14 protein-coding genes are annotated in these 16343 nt (G+C 43.1%); 5 read left to right on the top strand and 9 right to left on the bottom strand.

Features of this window, described 5'->3' with window-relative positions:
• Positions 1-649: 649 nt before the first annotated feature.
• Positions 650-1675 (bottom strand): polyprenyl synthetase family protein, encoded by a 1026-nt coding sequence (locus JMX63_RS04760; RefSeq protein ID WP_201571270.1) that lies wholly within the window; start codon positions 1673-1675, stop codon positions 650-652.
• A 569-nt stretch (positions 1676-2244) separates the two neighbouring features.
• Here JMX63_RS04760 and rplU point away from each other — a divergent pair.
• The 3 genes from rplU (at position 2245) to lolA (ending at position 4014) form a co-directional block, all read left to right on the top strand.
• Entirely contained in the window at positions 2245-2556 is a 312-nt protein-coding gene (rplU, locus tag JMX63_RS04755) for a 50S ribosomal protein L21 (RefSeq protein WP_057761012.1), read from the top strand.
• Between the two features lie 91 nt (positions 2557-2647).
• Positions 2648-2905 (top strand): 50S ribosomal protein L27, encoded by a 258-nt coding sequence (rpmA, locus tag JMX63_RS04750; protein ID WP_021813611.1) that lies wholly within the window; start codon positions 2648-2650, stop codon positions 2903-2905.
• A gap of 425 nt (positions 2906-3330) precedes the next feature.
• A complete protein-coding gene (gene lolA, locus JMX63_RS04745; RefSeq protein WP_201571333.1) occupies positions 3331-4014 on the top strand; it encodes an outer membrane lipoprotein chaperone LolA in 684 nt (227 codons plus the stop codon).
• Between the two features lie 120 nt (positions 4015-4134).
• On the opposite strand, the gene scpB is transcribed toward lolA, so the two are convergent.
• From scpB to mrdA, 8 genes are all read right to left on the bottom strand, one after another.
• Positions 4135-4695, bottom strand: coding sequence for an SMC-Scp complex subunit ScpB (gene scpB, locus JMX63_RS04740; protein WP_201571332.1), 561 nt, complete (start codon positions 4693-4695; stop codon positions 4135-4137).
• A 124-nt stretch (positions 4696-4819) separates the two neighbouring features.
• Entirely contained in the window at positions 4820-5638 is an 819-nt protein-coding gene (locus JMX63_RS04735; protein WP_227673242.1) for a segregation and condensation protein A, read from the bottom strand.
• Between the two features lie 180 nt (positions 5639-5818).
• Entirely contained in the window at positions 5819-6904 is a 1086-nt protein-coding gene (locus tag JMX63_RS04730; protein WP_201571269.1) for a tryptophan--tRNA ligase, read from the bottom strand.
• A gap of 108 nt (positions 6905-7012) precedes the next feature.
• Entirely contained in the window at positions 7013-8101 is a 1089-nt protein-coding gene (locus tag JMX63_RS04725) for an LpxL/LpxP family acyltransferase (protein ID WP_201571268.1), read from the bottom strand.
• Between the two features lie 324 nt (positions 8102-8425).
• Positions 8426-8812: a 30S ribosomal protein S9 gene (gene rpsI / locus JMX63_RS04720; protein ID WP_021813618.1), complete on the bottom strand. Its 387-nt coding sequence runs from the start codon at positions 8810-8812 to the stop codon at positions 8426-8428.
• A 10-nt stretch (positions 8813-8822) separates the two neighbouring features.
• The gene (rplM, locus tag JMX63_RS04715; RefSeq protein WP_057761004.1) at positions 8823-9251 is read right to left on the bottom strand and encodes a 50S ribosomal protein L13; all 429 of its coding nucleotides are present in this window, start codon (positions 9249-9251) and stop codon (positions 8823-8825) included.
• Between the two features lie 210 nt (positions 9252-9461).
• The gene (rsmD, locus tag JMX63_RS04710) at positions 9462-10148 is read right to left on the bottom strand and encodes a 16S rRNA (guanine(966)-N(2))-methyltransferase RsmD (protein WP_102093745.1); all 687 of its coding nucleotides are present in this window, start codon (positions 10146-10148) and stop codon (positions 9462-9464) included.
• A 69-nt stretch (positions 10149-10217) separates the two neighbouring features.
• Entirely contained in the window at positions 10218-12203 is a 1986-nt protein-coding gene (mrdA, locus tag JMX63_RS04705; protein ID WP_201571267.1) for a penicillin-binding protein 2, read from the bottom strand.
• Positions 12204-12696: 493 nt separating this feature from the next.
• Here mrdA and JMX63_RS04700 point away from each other — a divergent pair, with 493 nt between their 5' ends.
• Together JMX63_RS04700 and JMX63_RS04695 are read left to right on the top strand one after the other, a co-directional pair.
• Positions 12697-14031 carry a hypothetical protein gene (locus tag JMX63_RS04700; RefSeq protein WP_101206367.1) on the top strand — a complete coding sequence of 445 codons (1335 nt, stop codon included), beginning with the start codon at positions 12697-12699 and terminating at the stop codon, positions 14029-14031.
• Between the two features lie 280 nt (positions 14032-14311).
• Positions 14312-16342, top strand: coding sequence for a heme lyase CcmF/NrfE family subunit (locus JMX63_RS04695; protein ID WP_201571266.1), 2031 nt, complete (start codon positions 14312-14314; stop codon positions 16340-16342).
• Position 16343 lies beyond the last annotated feature (1 nt).

Here is a 16343-nt window from a genome sequence, read left to right as displayed (position 1 = left end):
ACTAATAGAAAATCTGACATCGATATGGATTAAGTATCGAAAGGATTATTTAGCATTAATTGTTTAAGCAAACCACAGAATGGATTAATAAATTTAATGAGTTATTATAAACTATTGGGGTAACCCCACAGTCAAGTAGTTTGCAATACGAGCTGGATCGAAAAGCGGTAATATTACAGTTTACGAATTAATAGATTACCGTCATAGTAAGCGTCGTCTCTATTAACAGCTAATAGAACCATGCACAACCTAGTATCAAAATATATTGTAAATTTTTGTTATGAACCTAAAGCCCTATAGTAATTAAGGTTTTTAAACGATAGAAAATCGACTTTGTCAACAAAACGACAATTTTAGCAACCCCTAATTACAGTCATAAAAAATAACTATCAGTATCTCTCTAACAAACGTCATTAAACTTTAACCGACTGTCAAAAAGCCTTATATGATTATAGTACTGCAAGGATGTATGAAACTTAAAGAAAGGTAACGATTTGGCTGACACACTAGTTTTTGAGAAGGTACTTCTTAATTTATGGACTTATCATTCAGCAATTGCTAAAGAAATTTGCTAAAAAGCCATGCTAAAAAATTCTGTCAAAAAAAGAGTCGTCTTAATCAGTTAATAACACAGACGACTCAGCGTTAATTATACTAGTCGTGCGCTAGCGAGTTCAGTCAATTGATATAAGCCTGTACGATAACGGTTGTCTGGTAGTGTGCTCAGTGCGTCTTGTGCCAGTTTGGTTTCTTCCAGCGCGCGCTGCTTACAATAAGCCAATGAGCCAGAACTACGTACCAACTCAATCAGCTGCTCAGCGTTTGGTGTCTTACCTGTCTGAACAGCGATACGTAACTGCTCATAGCCTTCAGTGTCACTGTCTTTGAGTAGTTCGAGTGCTTTGATAGTCGGTAGGGTAGGCTTGCCTTCAGCAAGGTCGTCGCCTAAGTTTTTGCCCATCACTTCACTATCGCCACTATAGTCGAGCACATCATCGATAATTTGGAACGCATTACCAAAATGCTGTCCGAAATCGCCCAATGCCGTCATATATTCTGTCTTGTCTTGTAATATAGCAGCACCTTGGGTCGCCATCATGAACAGGCGTGAAGTTTTGCCATCGATAATGCGTAAGTAATCTTCCTCTGTCGCGGCAGGGTTATGCTGATGCTGTAGCTGTAACACTTCGCCTTCGGCAATATCACAAGTCCCATCAGAGAACACTTGCAACAACGGCAAGCTCTGAAAACCAACCAAAAGGTTAAAGGCGCGAGCAATCAAATAGTCACCGACCAACACAGCAGTGGCATTATCCCACGTCGCGTTTGCCGTCGGTTTTCCACGGCGTTGCCCTGACTCATCGATGACATCGTCATGGACTAGGGTAGCGGTATGTAGCATTTCAGTGATAGCAGCTAGATGCATGGCTTTTTCTGATGGATTATCATCAAACATACGTGCGCAGAGCAAGGTAATCAACGGACGCATACGTTTGCCGCCAGCATTGATCACGTGTTGCGAGACGCTCATAACAAGCTGTACTTTTGAGTTCAAACTGCCAAATACTTGCTTGTCCATTACCTCAAAGTCATTGGCTACAATACTTTGAATATCAGCATAGCTAGGCGTCGATTGAGAGGCAGGCAGGGTATTATTTAAAGAGGTACTAGTCATAATAAATAGTCATATTAATAAGAGTAAAGAGAGTTGGTATAACCTTGACTTTATCTATCTATAGGTAAGGTATTATTTCGCTTATGATAGCATAGCTATCTACTTAAATTGTTGGTTAAAGTATATAGCACAAGTAGGTCAAGCGTATGATATACAGGGCTTACTATGCCTATTGAATAGAATAAAAACTGTAAGAAATGTCTTATGTTTTGAGGATATATCTTCTAGCGCATTTTAAGCTTATTGGTCACATAAATGATTCATAAAAGGCTGTAAGTAACTGATTGCATAAGTTATAATGGCCGCTGTTGGGCTTAATCTATCACTTATCTTTACTATTTCTCATGTTTATATTTGAATTGTCGTTTATCGACTTTCCTTGATGAGCAGCCGTTATAGCTAAATGAGAGATGGTCATTAGTGTAACCACCTTGCAAAAACAAGAGGCGCGGCTTGCTTTTATGCGCAAAAAGCCGTAAAATCTTGCCTTTAATTTTTCCCTGTCGTGTTCGTCGTAAAAGCGTTGGTATAACATCAGCCACGGCACACGGGTTAAACGGAGTCATACAATGTACGCAGTAATCAAAACTGGTGGTAAACAGCACCGTGTAGTCGTCGATGAATTGCTTAAAGTTGAACTACTAAAAGCAGAAAAAGGCGAAACAATCAAATTTGAAGACGTGTTGATGGTTGTTGACGGCGATAACGTCAAAATCGGTCAGCCTGTTGTTGACGGCGCTAGCGTAGAAGTTGAAGTTGTTGAGCATGGTCGCGGCGAAAAAATCCGTATCATCAAGCACAACCGTCGTAAGCATTATCACAAAGAACAAGGTCACCGCCAATGGTACACCTTGTTAAAAATCAAAGCGATTAATGCCTAATTATCCATTTAGCAATTATTGCTAAATAGCGCACTAAATGCTTAAGAGTTATCGCATCAGCGATAAGTCAAATTAACAAGGAGATTTTCTCATGGCACATAAAAAAGCTGCCGGTTCGAGCCGTAACGGTCGTGATTCAAACCCAAAAATGCTAGGCGTAAAAATCTTTGGTGGCCAAGCTATCACAGCTGGTAACATCATCGTTCGTCAACGTGGTACAGAATTCCATGCAGGCGAAGGCGTTGGCATGGGTCGTGACCATACTTTATTTGCACTGAATGACGGTGTTGTAAAGTTTGCGACCAAAGGTAAATTTAACCGTCGTTATGTTACGGTTGAAAACGCATAATTATCTATTTAGGTCGTTTTATTCTTTGGATAGAATGATCAGATAATTAAAAAAGCCCTTACTGCCTTATGGTAGTAAGGGCTTTTTACGTTTGTAGGGTGATATAAATTAATAATAATTCTAAGCGATATCTTTAAAGCCACTATTAGCATAATTACTGTAGCTAATAATTATAAATGCAAACTTTTACCGTGTAACTGTATTGGTTACAAGCGTGTATGGCAGCCGTAGTAAAGATTGCAAATCATGACTAGGCGCGTAATAAAAAAACTGGCACACTGTTGCCATTGCTGATGGTTACCAGCTTTAGCTTGGTAAAATCAGTATTTATAGAAAACAAAAATTTCAATAGAACATTTTATTTTTAGCAACAACTTTAAAGCGACAATCTTTAAGCGACTACGCTTTTTTAGAGAGGATTTATGATGAACTTATCTACGAAAAAATCAACCAAACAAAAATTGATGAGTGGTGCTTTAGCAGGTGTATTAATGACATCGCTAGGTATCGCAGCGCCAATGATGGCATTGACTCAAACGGCTACCGCAGCTCCTGCTGATAATCTAACAGCTGCCAAACGTTTGAACAAATTGCTGACCAATACCAAGAGTATGACGGCTAATTTTAGCCAAACGACCAAAGGCGCGAGTAGTGGTACGTTTACAGGCTCCATGAGTGTCCAACGTCCAAATAACTTCCGCTGGGAAACCAAGTCACCATCAGAGCAGTTGATCGTTGCTAATGGTAATTCTATGTGGGTTTATGACAAGGATTTAGAGCAAGCGACTAAGCAAAACGTCGACAGCCAAGTAGGTAATACACCAGCTTTGCTACTGTCAGGTGATCCAAGCAAAATTGATCAAAACTTTAAGATCACTCAGCCATATGACAACAAAAACTACTATGTGCTCTATCCTAAGTCAGACAGTGCAAGTTTTAAAAGTCTTTCAATAAGCTTTAGTGGTGGCAAACCTGTCATGATGGTATTAAATGATACTTTGGGACAGACAACCTCTATTAAGTTTAGCGGTATTAAGATGAACCCAAGTATTGGTAGTAGTCAGTTTAAATTTACACCGCCAAAGGGTGTTGATGTGATTAATCAGTAATTAACATAGATATTGCTAGGTTTTGATATCAGTTCAAAATTAGCAACATAATAAAAAGGACAGATCCTATGAGGTCTGTCCTTTTTTATGTGAGTAACTATAGTTTGTTCAGCAGAAAATTTAAGACATGGCTCGTATGGTTTCCATATCTGGCATAGGTGGTAATTCATCTAAATGGCTTAATCCAAAGGCATCTAAAAACTGCGCAGTAGTATGAAGCAATGCAGGACGGCCTAAAGTATCTTTAAAGCCTTTCTCCACAATCCAGCCTTTATCAAACAACTGGCGCAGTATATTGCTCGATAATGTTACTCCGCGCACATGCTCGATATCACTGCGTGTCACAGGTTGTTTATAAGCAATGACACTTAGGGTTTCAAGTAAAGCTTGGCTCAAACGTTCCTGACGCTGCGGAAAAATACGCTGAATTAGACTGCTATAGTCATCAGATATCTGTAAACGATAACCGCTGGCGGTCTCATGTAGCCTAAGCACACCTGTATCTAAGCGTTGTTGGAGTACTTCCAAAGTTTGCTTTAATTCTTTAGTAGATAATGACAAATGTTTTTTTAACGAGTGAGCTGTCAGCGGTGCCTCTGACGCATGCAACAGCACTTCGATACGTTTACTCATCTCTTCCAAAGAATCATGCTGCGCTTCAGCTGATGGTGATGTAGTCATAGCTGTTGATTCTTGGGTTTCGTCATGTTGCTTTGGGTCTTCAATATCTACCATCTAAAGTATGCTCTTATTTCAATATTGTGATTTTGATAGAGAATGGGCTAGGAGACAGTCTTAGAGCCTGCTAGGCAAGCCACTGTAACGTAAGTGCGGTAGGCTCACTATCCATATCAGACGGTTCGTCATTGAGAGCAGAGTTGACGATATCGCTATCTACCTCAGTATGGACAACACCAACTAACTGCCGCTTTATAAGCTCAAGTACGGCGACGAAACTCACGACCACGCCTATTTTACCTTGTGCTTTATCCAGTAGCTCATAAAAGGAGCGCGCCCCATCCGTACTTAATTGCCTGCTAATACTGGCAATACGATCGGCAAGGGGTACTGCATCAACTTTGATTGTATGCATTTGATAGTCAGGCTGTAGTTGCATTTTAAATAAGCTATCAATCAGCAAGTTAGGTGAGTAGCTTGGCAGTTCCGCATTCATAACATCTTGACCAGGCATACTAACCATTGCCAAAAACACATCGCGCTCTAGACGTACTAGATTGTCTAAGCGCTGACTGACCACTTTGATTTGCGCGTATTCTTCGAGGCGCTCGATCAGTTCTGCTTTTGGATCACGCTCGTCGGTTGGGATATCAGGGGCAGGTAATAGCAGTTCGGTTTTGATAGCGATGAGCGTTGATGCCATCAGCAGATAATCACCCGCTAATTCAAAGTGCTCGGTATCCAATTCACCAATATAAGCTAAGTACTGCTCAGTGATAGGCAGAATAGGCATTTGGGTCAAATCGACGTTGTTCTTTTTGACCAAATACAACAGAAAATCCAATGGACCAGCAAATTGTTCTAACCAAATAGCAAAGGCTTGCGGTGGTACATATAGATCTTCTGGCAAATGCTGCACAGGCGTTTGATAGATACGTAGCGACATATCATGGTTGACTGATTCATCAAGCTCGCTCTGATTGTCTATAGGCTCAGAGATTGAATTAGACATAGCAGATAAGGCGACTTTAGATAAAGCCGCCTGTTTGATGTTTGGTTCAGTTTGCACGTTTAGCACCCGCTTTGATAATAAATTGCGTCAGTGAAACGACTATTCCAGCAACGATTATTTAAGCTTAGCAAGTGGACGGATGCCAATAGCACGGCGCGCTTTGTCTAGTTGCTTACGACTATGGCGACGGGCTTTATCCGCACCCATCTGCAAGATTTCTTCTAGCTCTTTTGGATTGGCCATCAGCTCTTCGTAACGTGCACGGTATGGCGCGATTTCGTCATTAATCTTGTCAAATAGAGCTTGCTTAGCGTCACCCCAGCCAATACCAGCGGCATAACGCGCACGCATATCAGCAATCTCTTCAGCAGTCGCAAATGCATTATAAATCTCAAAGATAGCTGAATCATCAGGATCTTTTGGCTCATCAGGTAGCTGTGAGTTAGTCACAATTTTCATGATAGCTTTATGCATTTGTTTTTCAGGACTAACTTGTGGATTTGGCTCACCGAATAGGGGAATCGTATTGCTATAGCTCTTACTCATTTTGCGGCCATCAAGCCCAGTAAGCAGCGGTATATCGTTATCAACGACTGCTGACGGTAACGTGAAAAGCGACTTATAACGATGATTAAAAGTACCTGCGATATCACGCGCCATCTCGATATGCTGTACTTGGTCACGACCAACAGGCACGTGGGTCGCATTAAACATCAAGATATCAGCCGCCATTAACACTGGGTAACCAAACAGCCCCATGGTGACACCTTGATCAGGATCGACATCGGCTTTTTCTGTATTGATATCAACGGCTGCTTTGTAGGCATGGGCACGGTTCATCAAACCTTTGGCACATGAGCAGTTCAAGATCCAAGCAAGTTCTGGAATTTCAGGCACGTCTGACTGACGGTAGAACGTCACACGCTCAGGGTCTAGACCACAAGCAATCCACGTAGCGGCAATGGCTCTCGTCGATTCATGAATGATAGCAGGGTCATAGCAGCCGATGATGCCATGGTAGTCTGCCAAAAAGAAAAACGCTTCATGATCACTATTTTGAATAGACTCAATCGCTGGACGAATCGCGCCAACATAGTTACCTAAGTGCGGAATACCAGTCGGTTTGATACCAGTCAGAATGCGCTTTGCTTCGGTTGAAGTCTCAGAAGTTTGATTGTCAGGAGTACTGTTATTGCTCATGGAAAATCCGTCATTTTGTTTATCAAATTATTATCAGTGCATAGCTAAAATGCAAAATATTAGCCGCAAAGTATAGCAAACTTCACCAATATTTTTGGGAATAAAGGCTTACTTATAAATATCGGTACGACCGTTTGGCCCATGTTTGAAGCGGCGATGGAACCACATCCACTGAGTGGGATCAATACGAATGAGCCCTTCTAAGACTTCATTGACCCGAGTAGCATCAGCGACTTCATCTTTACTTGGATAATTGTCTAATTCTGGCGTAATTGTTAAATGATAATGGGGACGTTTACCGCGCGGCAAGTTGTCAGGCGTTTGCCGATAAGTATGCAGTGCCATGACAGCTGGCGGCTGTGCTTTGCTACCCAGTTTCGCCATGCGACGCGATGCAGTAATCGTTGCGGCTGGCACACCGAAGAATGGCGCCATGACACCTTGCTTGAGACCATAATCTTGATCAGGAGAGTACCAGATGACGTGTCCCGCTTTGATAGAGGTAACTAAGCTTCGCATATCACGACTAGAGATTTGCTTACCAAAAATATTGGTACGACCATTATAAATAAACCAGTCTAATAGAGGGTTGTTCTGTGTACGATACATACAATCTACTGGGAAAAACTGCGCACATAATAGGCCACCCAAATCTAGCATCGTATAATGTGCACCTAGCAGGATAACTGGTCGCTGCTCATTTTGCGCATTAACAATATGCTGTAACCCTGAAATGGAAACAGTTCTAGTAAATACATCTGGCCTGAACCAAGCGCATAATGTTTCAAACACACCAATACCTTGATTGACAAAGACTTGCTTAGCCATTAGTTCACGTTCAGCTTCAGGCTTTTCTGGAAATGCCAACTTAAGATTGATTAGCGTATCGCGTCTACGTGAGCCAGCAGCTTTATAAATCAATATACCAAGCTTACGACCTAGCCAAAACTGCCAACGTAACGGCAGATATATCATCGGTAGCATTATTAAGAATAATAACCAAATGCCCCAATTCTTTGGTAATAAAAACTGCCACTGAAATGGCTTGTTATCTGCTTGCGCTGTACGCTTATGATTTTGAGTAATCGTCGGTGTGCCAGCAGGTATAGCAGGCGACTTAGCCGATTGTTTCATGCTAGGCGGCACGCTGCTATTGGCAGATGGCTTGCTAGGGTCGAATTGTTCTGGCGCTTTCATAATATCCTTCTGCAGCACGGTTTGAGGCATCATGGCTAATAATAAAAAGTTACTGATATGATGGGGTAGCGTTTAATGCTTTGCAAGTTAGAATTTCTACAGACGCTCTACTTTGTAGTGTCGAAACAAGGCACTCATGTTAATTATCGCTGTAAGACAAAGCTGGTTTGATTAAGACAATTAAAGTGCTATCAGTAGGCATAAAAAAACCTTATAAGCTGTGACCAGCTTATAAGGTTTTGCAAAACCAGACTCTTATTTAACTTTGCTACTGAAGCTCTGAGAAAAAGACAACAGCAGCAAAAAGATAAGAGAGAGTTTTGATTAACGTTTTGAGAACTGTGGACGTTTACGTGCTTTGCGTAGACCCAGTTTCTTACGTTCAACTTGACGTGAATCACGAGTAACAAAACCAGCTGCTTTTAGGGCAGGCTTCAAAGTTTCGTCAGCTTCGATTAATGCACGTGTGATGCCGTGGCGGATTGCGCCAGCTTGACCACTAATACCACCGCCTGCAACAGTTACATATAAGTCATATGCGTTAGCAGAGTCTAGTAGTTCTAATGGCTGACGTACAACCATGCGTGAAGTTTCACGGCTGAAGTATTCGTCAAGTGGCTTACCGTTAACAACGATACTACCAGTACCTTTTGATAAAAATACACGAGCAGTAGACGTCTTGCGGCGACCAGTTCCGTAATTGCGTTCCATAAGTATATCCTTAGATGTCTAGTTCTTTAGGTTGCTGTGCAGTATGTGGATGATCAGTACCCGCATAAAGTTTCAGCTTCTTGATCATCGCATAGCCAAGAGGGCCCTTTGGAAGCATACCCTTAACTGCTTTGTGTAGAACATCTTCAGGCTTATGTGCAAGCAACTTATTGAAGTTGGTTTCTTTAATACCACCTGGGTAGCCACTGTGACGATAGTACTTTTTGTCTTGTGCTTTTTTACCCGTTACCGTGATTTTGTCAGCATTGATGACAACAATAAAGTCACCAGTATCAACGTGCGGAGTAAAAGAAGGCTTGTGCTTGCCACGTAAGCGAGTTGCGATTTGAGTGGCTAAGCGACCAAGGGTTTTGCCGTCAGCATCTACGACATACCAGTCATGGGTCACTTCAGCTGGTTTTGCACTAAGTGTTTTCATGATAAAACCTTAAAATTAGAATTCGTTGAGAGTTTAGCTGGGAACGGGGCTCTCAAAAAACAGACTGCACATTATAAGCAGTAGCGCCTACGCTTGCAAGCTGCATTGGGGTTTATTTTCGCCTTATATACATTAAACTGCAGCGTCGGCCAGTTTTTAGCGGTTCTAAACATTTGTAAAATATGTTAACGGCTTTCATTAACCCGACAATTATGACGATGATAGACGATAAAGTCCAGCAACAACTTGTCCGACTTTGGTTTGTTTCAAGCATTCAAAAGCGATTAGTTGCTGAGTAACGCTCGATTGAGGGTCTAAATTCTCATTTAGTGACGCTTCCAATTGCTTAAGCTGTGCTGCCAAATCTTTATCAGCTTCTAAATAAATTAGTGTTTTAGTATTTATTAAGGTATTGGTAATAAGCGCAGTCAAAATAGGCTGCCATAAATCCTGAGCATAAGGTGGATCGATAAATACGATGTCAAAGGGGCGTGCAGTCAGATGCTCTTGACGTAATACTTGCTCAGCAGTGCCAGTGAAGATTTGATAAGCAGCAGCTTCAAGACGTAATTGCTCAGCACTCTGACGTAGCATGTTGCTTTGTGCTGGATTGATTTCGATAAATGTTGTGTGGGCCGCACCGCGAGATAGCGCTTCAAACCCCAGTACGCCACTGCCAGCACAGCTATCGAGTACATGGGCATCATGAATGTCAGCGAGTAGCCAGTTAAATAAAGTCTCCCGCAAGCGATCTGGGGTCGGGCGCAGGCCATCTGCATCGATGAAACTTACAATACGGCGTTTAAACTGACCACCAATGATGCGCACATCACCCACTGCCGCACTTTTCGCCTTACGGTTGTTCTTTGGTGCGCGTCCATTTGAGGCTTTTTTCATTATTGTGTCTCGCTTACCAATTCTTTGCTAGGTTTTGCTTTTTATACTATTAAGTACTTAAACGTCTAGTTACTCAGACGTCGCTGCTGCCGCTTCAGCTTCCGCGGCTTCTTTCTCTTCCAATGCTTTTGCTTCTTTATCACGAATGGCATCACGCATGGCTTTTTCAAAAGCCTTTTGGCGTTTAATGACTTTTAGCTCATCAGCAGAAGGTGGCAGCACAGGATCTGTCTTACGTTGTAATACCCAGTAGTCAAACAGAGCACGGCCAATAGGTGCTGCAACAGCACTACCACCGCCGCCATTTTCAACCAATACTGCAAGGGCAATCTGCGGGTCTTCTACTGGCGCAAAACCATTAAACCAAGCGTGATCCCAGTGGCGCTTATCGATTGCTGACTTGTCATAGCGCTTGCCCTGCGCGATAGACTTCACCTGTGCAGTACCTGTTTTACCAGCGATACGATAGCGCGGGGTATAGATACCGCGTCCTGTACCGTTTTCTACCACGCTTTCCATCGCATCATGCATACGCAACCAGTCGGACGGCTTACCGTTATAGTCGATTTTGCCATCTGGCTTAGTGATGATTTTGACTTCCGCAGCACCATCACTGCTTTTTAATAAATGCGGGGTAATATGCTGTCCTTTACTGGCTGTCATGGCCGTAGCGTTGGCAATCTGTAGCGGTGTGGCCAAGAAATACCCTTGTCCAATACTGACCGAGATCGTTTCGCCCGGTAGCCAGTCTTTATCGTAAGTGTCTTTTTTCCATTTTGGCGATGGCATGATGCCTGATTTTTCGTTAGGTAAATCAATACCAGTATCTTCACCAAAACCAAAGCGTACCATCCAGTCATGCAGACGCTGAATGCCCATCTCATAAGCCAACTTATAATAATAAGTATCGACCGACATCGCGATGGATTTTTTCAGATCTACCGTGCCATGACCGCCGCGTTTCCAATCGCGGAATCGATGCGTATCACCAGGTAAGCTAAAATAACCAGGGTCATAGATAGTACTGTTCCAATCACGTAGACCATAATGAATACCGCCCAAACCCTCAAATGGCTTGATAGTAGAACCAGGTGGGTAGGTACCTTGGAGGGCACGGTTATACAGTGGCTGATCCAAATCTTCACGCAGATCGTCGTAATCTTTAAAAGAAATACCTGATATAAAAGGGTTAGGGTCGTAGCTTGGATTGCTAACAAATGCCAAGACGTCACCGTTTTTTGGGTCTATCGCAACGATTGCACCACGGCGTCCATCAAGTTGCTGCTGGGCGATGGTTTGCAAACCATAATCCAAGCTCAACGTAATATCGTTACCCGCTATCGGCGGCTTGGTATCCAGCTGGCGTAAGATATTACCATGTGCGTCTGTTTCTACCGATTGATAACCCGGTTGCCCAAGCAAAATATCTTCATAGTAATCTTCGATACCAATCTTACCAATTAGGTCAGTACCAGCGTAACGGTCTTTATCGATACGCTTTGACTCTTTGTCATTGATACGTCCGACATAGCCGATGACATGGGCAAACAGCTCATCATAAGGATAAGAGCGTGTAAGCTTGCTTTGGATAGAGACGCCGCGGAAAAACGGCTTACGCTCACTAAACTGAGCCAACTGTGCTTCTGTTAAATCGATTTTAATCGTCACAGGGTCGTTTTTATTTTTACTTAGACGCGCCAAGATATCAGTAATATCTGTATCGGTTAAATCAAAAATCGGCGCAAGCAGATGCAACGTGCGCTCAGGATTTTCGACCTCATCAGGGCTGAGCATCGCTGTAAAGACTGGCTGATTGTCTGCCAGTATTACCCCGTTACGATCATAGATATACCCACGACTAGGCGGCGCAGATATCAGTTTGATACGGTTGTTATCGGCTTGCGTTGTGTACTGATCATGAGCGTAGACTTGCAAATACCCATAACGTGTTATCAAACCGCCCAAACCAATCAATATTATAATCCCAAAGATGATAATACGATTGGTAAAGGTGCTGTTGACCTGTTCGGTATTGGGAGTTATCGGTTTATTCATAGAAGATCAGAGCCCAAACGGTCAGTGAGTCAATAAAAGAAAAATAAGAGGGCAGGTTGGTTAACCAAAGTGCGGTGAGTCTAAAAGATAATGCAAATGGTTTCAATCACATAGAAGGGTATGGGGTGAAAACGTTATGCAGTCATTTATACGCAGGTAGTCTTTGTTATTGCACTACAAATTATAACAGAACAAATGAGCAGACGCAGTACTCAGTCATATATTTTGTCTTGATTATCTACTGACCAAGCACTTGCTTATATTTAGGTTTTTATTGGTTAACAGACGATATCAACCATGTCATCTTTAGTCACAACTTGCCGCTGGTCTATATGTGCTAATAAATGGCAAGTATGCTAAAATCAGGCGATTTATTTTATAGTAGTTATTATGGGCGGAGCGTCTTTTGAAACGTTCTCATTTTGCTAAAGTCTCGTTATCAGTAGCGACAATATTAGCAACGACAATCAACCTGTCAGGGACTAGATAAGTCATGGACGTAAATTCATTATGGCAGACGATAGCTGAACACCCAGAGTTTTTTGCCATGCTGACCATTCCACCAGTGACGGCATTCGTCACTTGGGTACACGTGTGGATGGCGCTCAAGATGCTGTTTTATCCGGTTAAGTTCTGGGGTATTCGTATTCCAAACTTCCCATTTTTTGGGTTACCAGGTATCGGTTGGCAAGGTATCGTTCCGCGCAAAGCGGGCAAGATATCAGGGGTTATCGTTGACCAGACGCTCTCAAAACTCGGGTCGCTTGATGAGTTTTTTAAGGCGATGGAGCCTGAGCAAATGGCGATATTTGTCACTGATACGGTGGACAAAAACCTTGAGCCGTTGATTGATGAGATTATGCTGGATCACTCGCCAGCATTGTGGGGCAATCTGCCTTACGCCCTAAAGCGCCGTGTCTATGCGCAAGCCCATAAAGAGCTACCCAGTATTATGCAGTCGCTTGTGACAGATTTGACTTATCATGTCGAAGACTTGGTCGATATGCGCAAAATGATTGTCAACACGATGGAAAACGATCGTCGCTTGATGGTCAATATGTTTCTCAAGGTTGGTCAAAAAGAGATAGACTTTATCTGGCACATTAGTGCTTTGATTGGTCTGGTATTTGGTATTATCCAGATGTTTATATTTTTGGTGGTGCCGCAGCATTGGACCGTACCGTTCTTTGCCGCAATTTGGGGTTTTCTCACCAATTGGATTGCCATTTGGATGGTATTTAATCCAGTAGAGCCGCACTTTATACCTTATTTGAAGTTGTTTACGGTGCAGAGTCGCTTTCCATTTATCAAACCCGTCATACCGCATATCGCAAAGTATCGTTTGCAAGGCGGCTTCATGAAGCGCCAAGAGGAAGTTTCTGAGGTTTTTGCTGAAATTGTGGTAAAGGATTTGGTCACTTTAGAAAACATCATGAATGAAATGATGTATGGCGATCGCTCAGCGCAAACCCGTGATTTGATGAAATCGCATCTATATACGGTGCTAGAGTCACCAGTGATTAGTACGACATTACGTGTGGGATTGGGTCGCCGTGATTATGGACAACTCAAAAATACCATTATCGACAAGTCTATTGTCGCAACAATGGTACCACTGCGAGATCCTGAGCTAAATGAAAGCCGAGCCAGTAAGATATTCGGTCTGTTTCGCGATAGAATACGTGCGCTCACGCCAAATGAGTTTCAAAATCTGTTACGTCCAGCTTTCCGAGAGGATGAGATGACGTTGATTGTTTTGGGTGGTTTGACTGGTTTTCTAGCAGGTTGGTTGCATTTAGTGTTAGTATTTTTCCCCTCAATGCAATAATGCACTAATAATTATTTTTAATTAGTTATGAACGGCTGTATTGAATAAGCTTTGAATAACTAAAAAATGTAAAGTTAACAACAGATAAGCATTTTGTATCAATCATTCATATTGGTACGTCACAATGATAGTAGCGGGTTTTATGTGCTTCTACAGCAATTGAAACCTCAGTTTTTAACCGTAAACTATGACCGCATAAAGGACTATTAGCGTTTGCCAGTGGCTAGCAATGCCATCGGTGAACCCTTAATTGTATCCAAGGTAAACAAGGTTAGACCGTATGTTAATCACAGAATTGGGTTATTTTGCCTTGCTGGCCGCTTTTATATTGGCGATTTTGCAGGTGGTACTACCAACCATTGGCGTCATGCGTGACCACGTCGCTTGGCAGCGTTTGGCGCCAAGTCTGGCATGGGCACAATTTGCGGCAATGATTACCTCATTTGCTGCGCTGATGGCAGGCTTTTATTATAACGACTTTAGTCTCGTCTATGTCACTCAGCATTCCAATACATTGCTGCCTTGGTATTACAAGCTGTCGGCGACATGGGGCGGGCATGAAGGCTCGCTGCTGCTTTGGATGACCATCATGGCCACTTGGTGTGCGCTGGTCTCTTACTTCAGCCGTGGGTTGCCGTTGTCTATGCGTGCGCGAGTGCTGGTGATACTAGCAGGCGTGCAGATGATGATGCTGGCGATGCTTATCTTTACCTCATCGCCATTTGATCGTACGTTACCCAATCTACCTGTTGATGGCGCGGATCTAAACCCTGTATTGCAAGATTTCGGTCTGATCATTCACCCGCCGATGCTTTATATGGGCTATGTGGGTATGGTTGTGCCATTTGCGTTTTGTATGGCAGCACTGTGGGAAGGGCGTTTGGATGCGGTATGGACACGTTGGTCGCGTCCATGGGCATTGGCTGCTTGGGGGTTCTTAACAGTCGGTATCGCGCTTGGCTCATGGTGGGCTTATTATGAGCTTGGCTGGGGCGGTTGGTGGTTCTGGGATCCAGTAGAAAACGCTTCATTAATGCCATGGTTGGCAGGGACGGCGCTACTGCATTCACTTGCTGTCACCGAAAAACGCGGTGTGTTTAAAGCATGGACAATCATGCTTGCAATCTTTGCTTTTGCGCTTAGTTTGCTTGGTACGTTCTTAGTACGTTCAGGCGTTATCACGTCAGTGCATTCATTTGCCGCTGATCCGACGCGTGGTCTAGTGATTCTAGTCATCCTCGGTATCATCGTCGGTGGTGGTCTGTTGATGTTTGCTGTACGTGGTTGGCGTTTGACGGTCGAGAGTCAGTATCGACTTATCTCACGTGAATCATTTTTGGTGATTAACAACGTTATTATTCTCATTTCAACCTTAGTGGTACTACTTGGTACGCTATATCCTATTATTGCTGATGCCTTTAATTTAGGTCAGGTATCTGTTGGCCCTCCATACTTCAACGCCCTGTTTGTGCCGTTGACATGGCTGCTACTGGTGGCGATGGGTATGGGCTCTAATATCCGCTGGAAACAAGACAGCCGCCCGTTATTGGGTGCTGGCATGGTTATCGCGGTAAGCAGTTTGGTATTAGCTGCCATTATCACCTATTTTACTAGTCCATCAGCGATGCTAAATATCGGTGTCACATTGGCGGTGAGCTTTTGGGTGTTGTTATGGATGGTTGTCGATTTCAAAGACAAGACCAAAAATGCACCAAGTCGTTTAAATGGCTTACGTCAGTTGCGTCTGAGCTATTGGGGTCAACAAACCGCTCATATCGGCGTCATCATTGCGGTCATCGGCGTGGCATTTACCAGCACGTTGAGCATTGAGCGCGATGTGGCATTAGGGCCTAATGATAGTGTTAATGTGCAAGGCTATGACTTCACCGTAAAAGGCTTTAGTGAAGTAAAAGGCAGTAACTTTGACGCCACGCAAGCAGAAGTAACAGTCAGCAAAGACGGTCAAGAAGTGACCACGTTATATCCCGAAAAGCGTAACTATATTATCAGTATGATGCCGATGACAGAAGCTGCGATTGATGCCAATCTGATGCGTGATGTGTACGTAGCACTTGGTGAGCCAATTGCTGAAGATAGCAATGAATGGGCTTTCCGTATCTATGTCAAACCGCTTATCCGCTGGATATGGTTGGGTGCGCTTATCATGGCGTTCGGTGCCTTGCTCAGCATGCTAGACAATCGTTACCGTATCAAAAAAACCAAAACACCTGCGCAAATCGCGGCCAAAAAATCAGGCTTTGCGACGGTTGCAGATTTGGATACGTCAGCTACAAAGATAGGGGAGCGTTAAT

Origin of the sequence: Psychrobacter nivimaris (genome assembly GCF_904846365.1) — a bacterium.
In the GTDB taxonomy this organism is placed as follows: domain Bacteria; phylum Pseudomonadota; class Gammaproteobacteria; order Pseudomonadales; family Moraxellaceae; genus Psychrobacter; species Psychrobacter nivimaris_B.
Note: the sequence above shows the minus strand (reverse complement) of the source record. Positions and strands in the feature narration are given on the sequence as shown.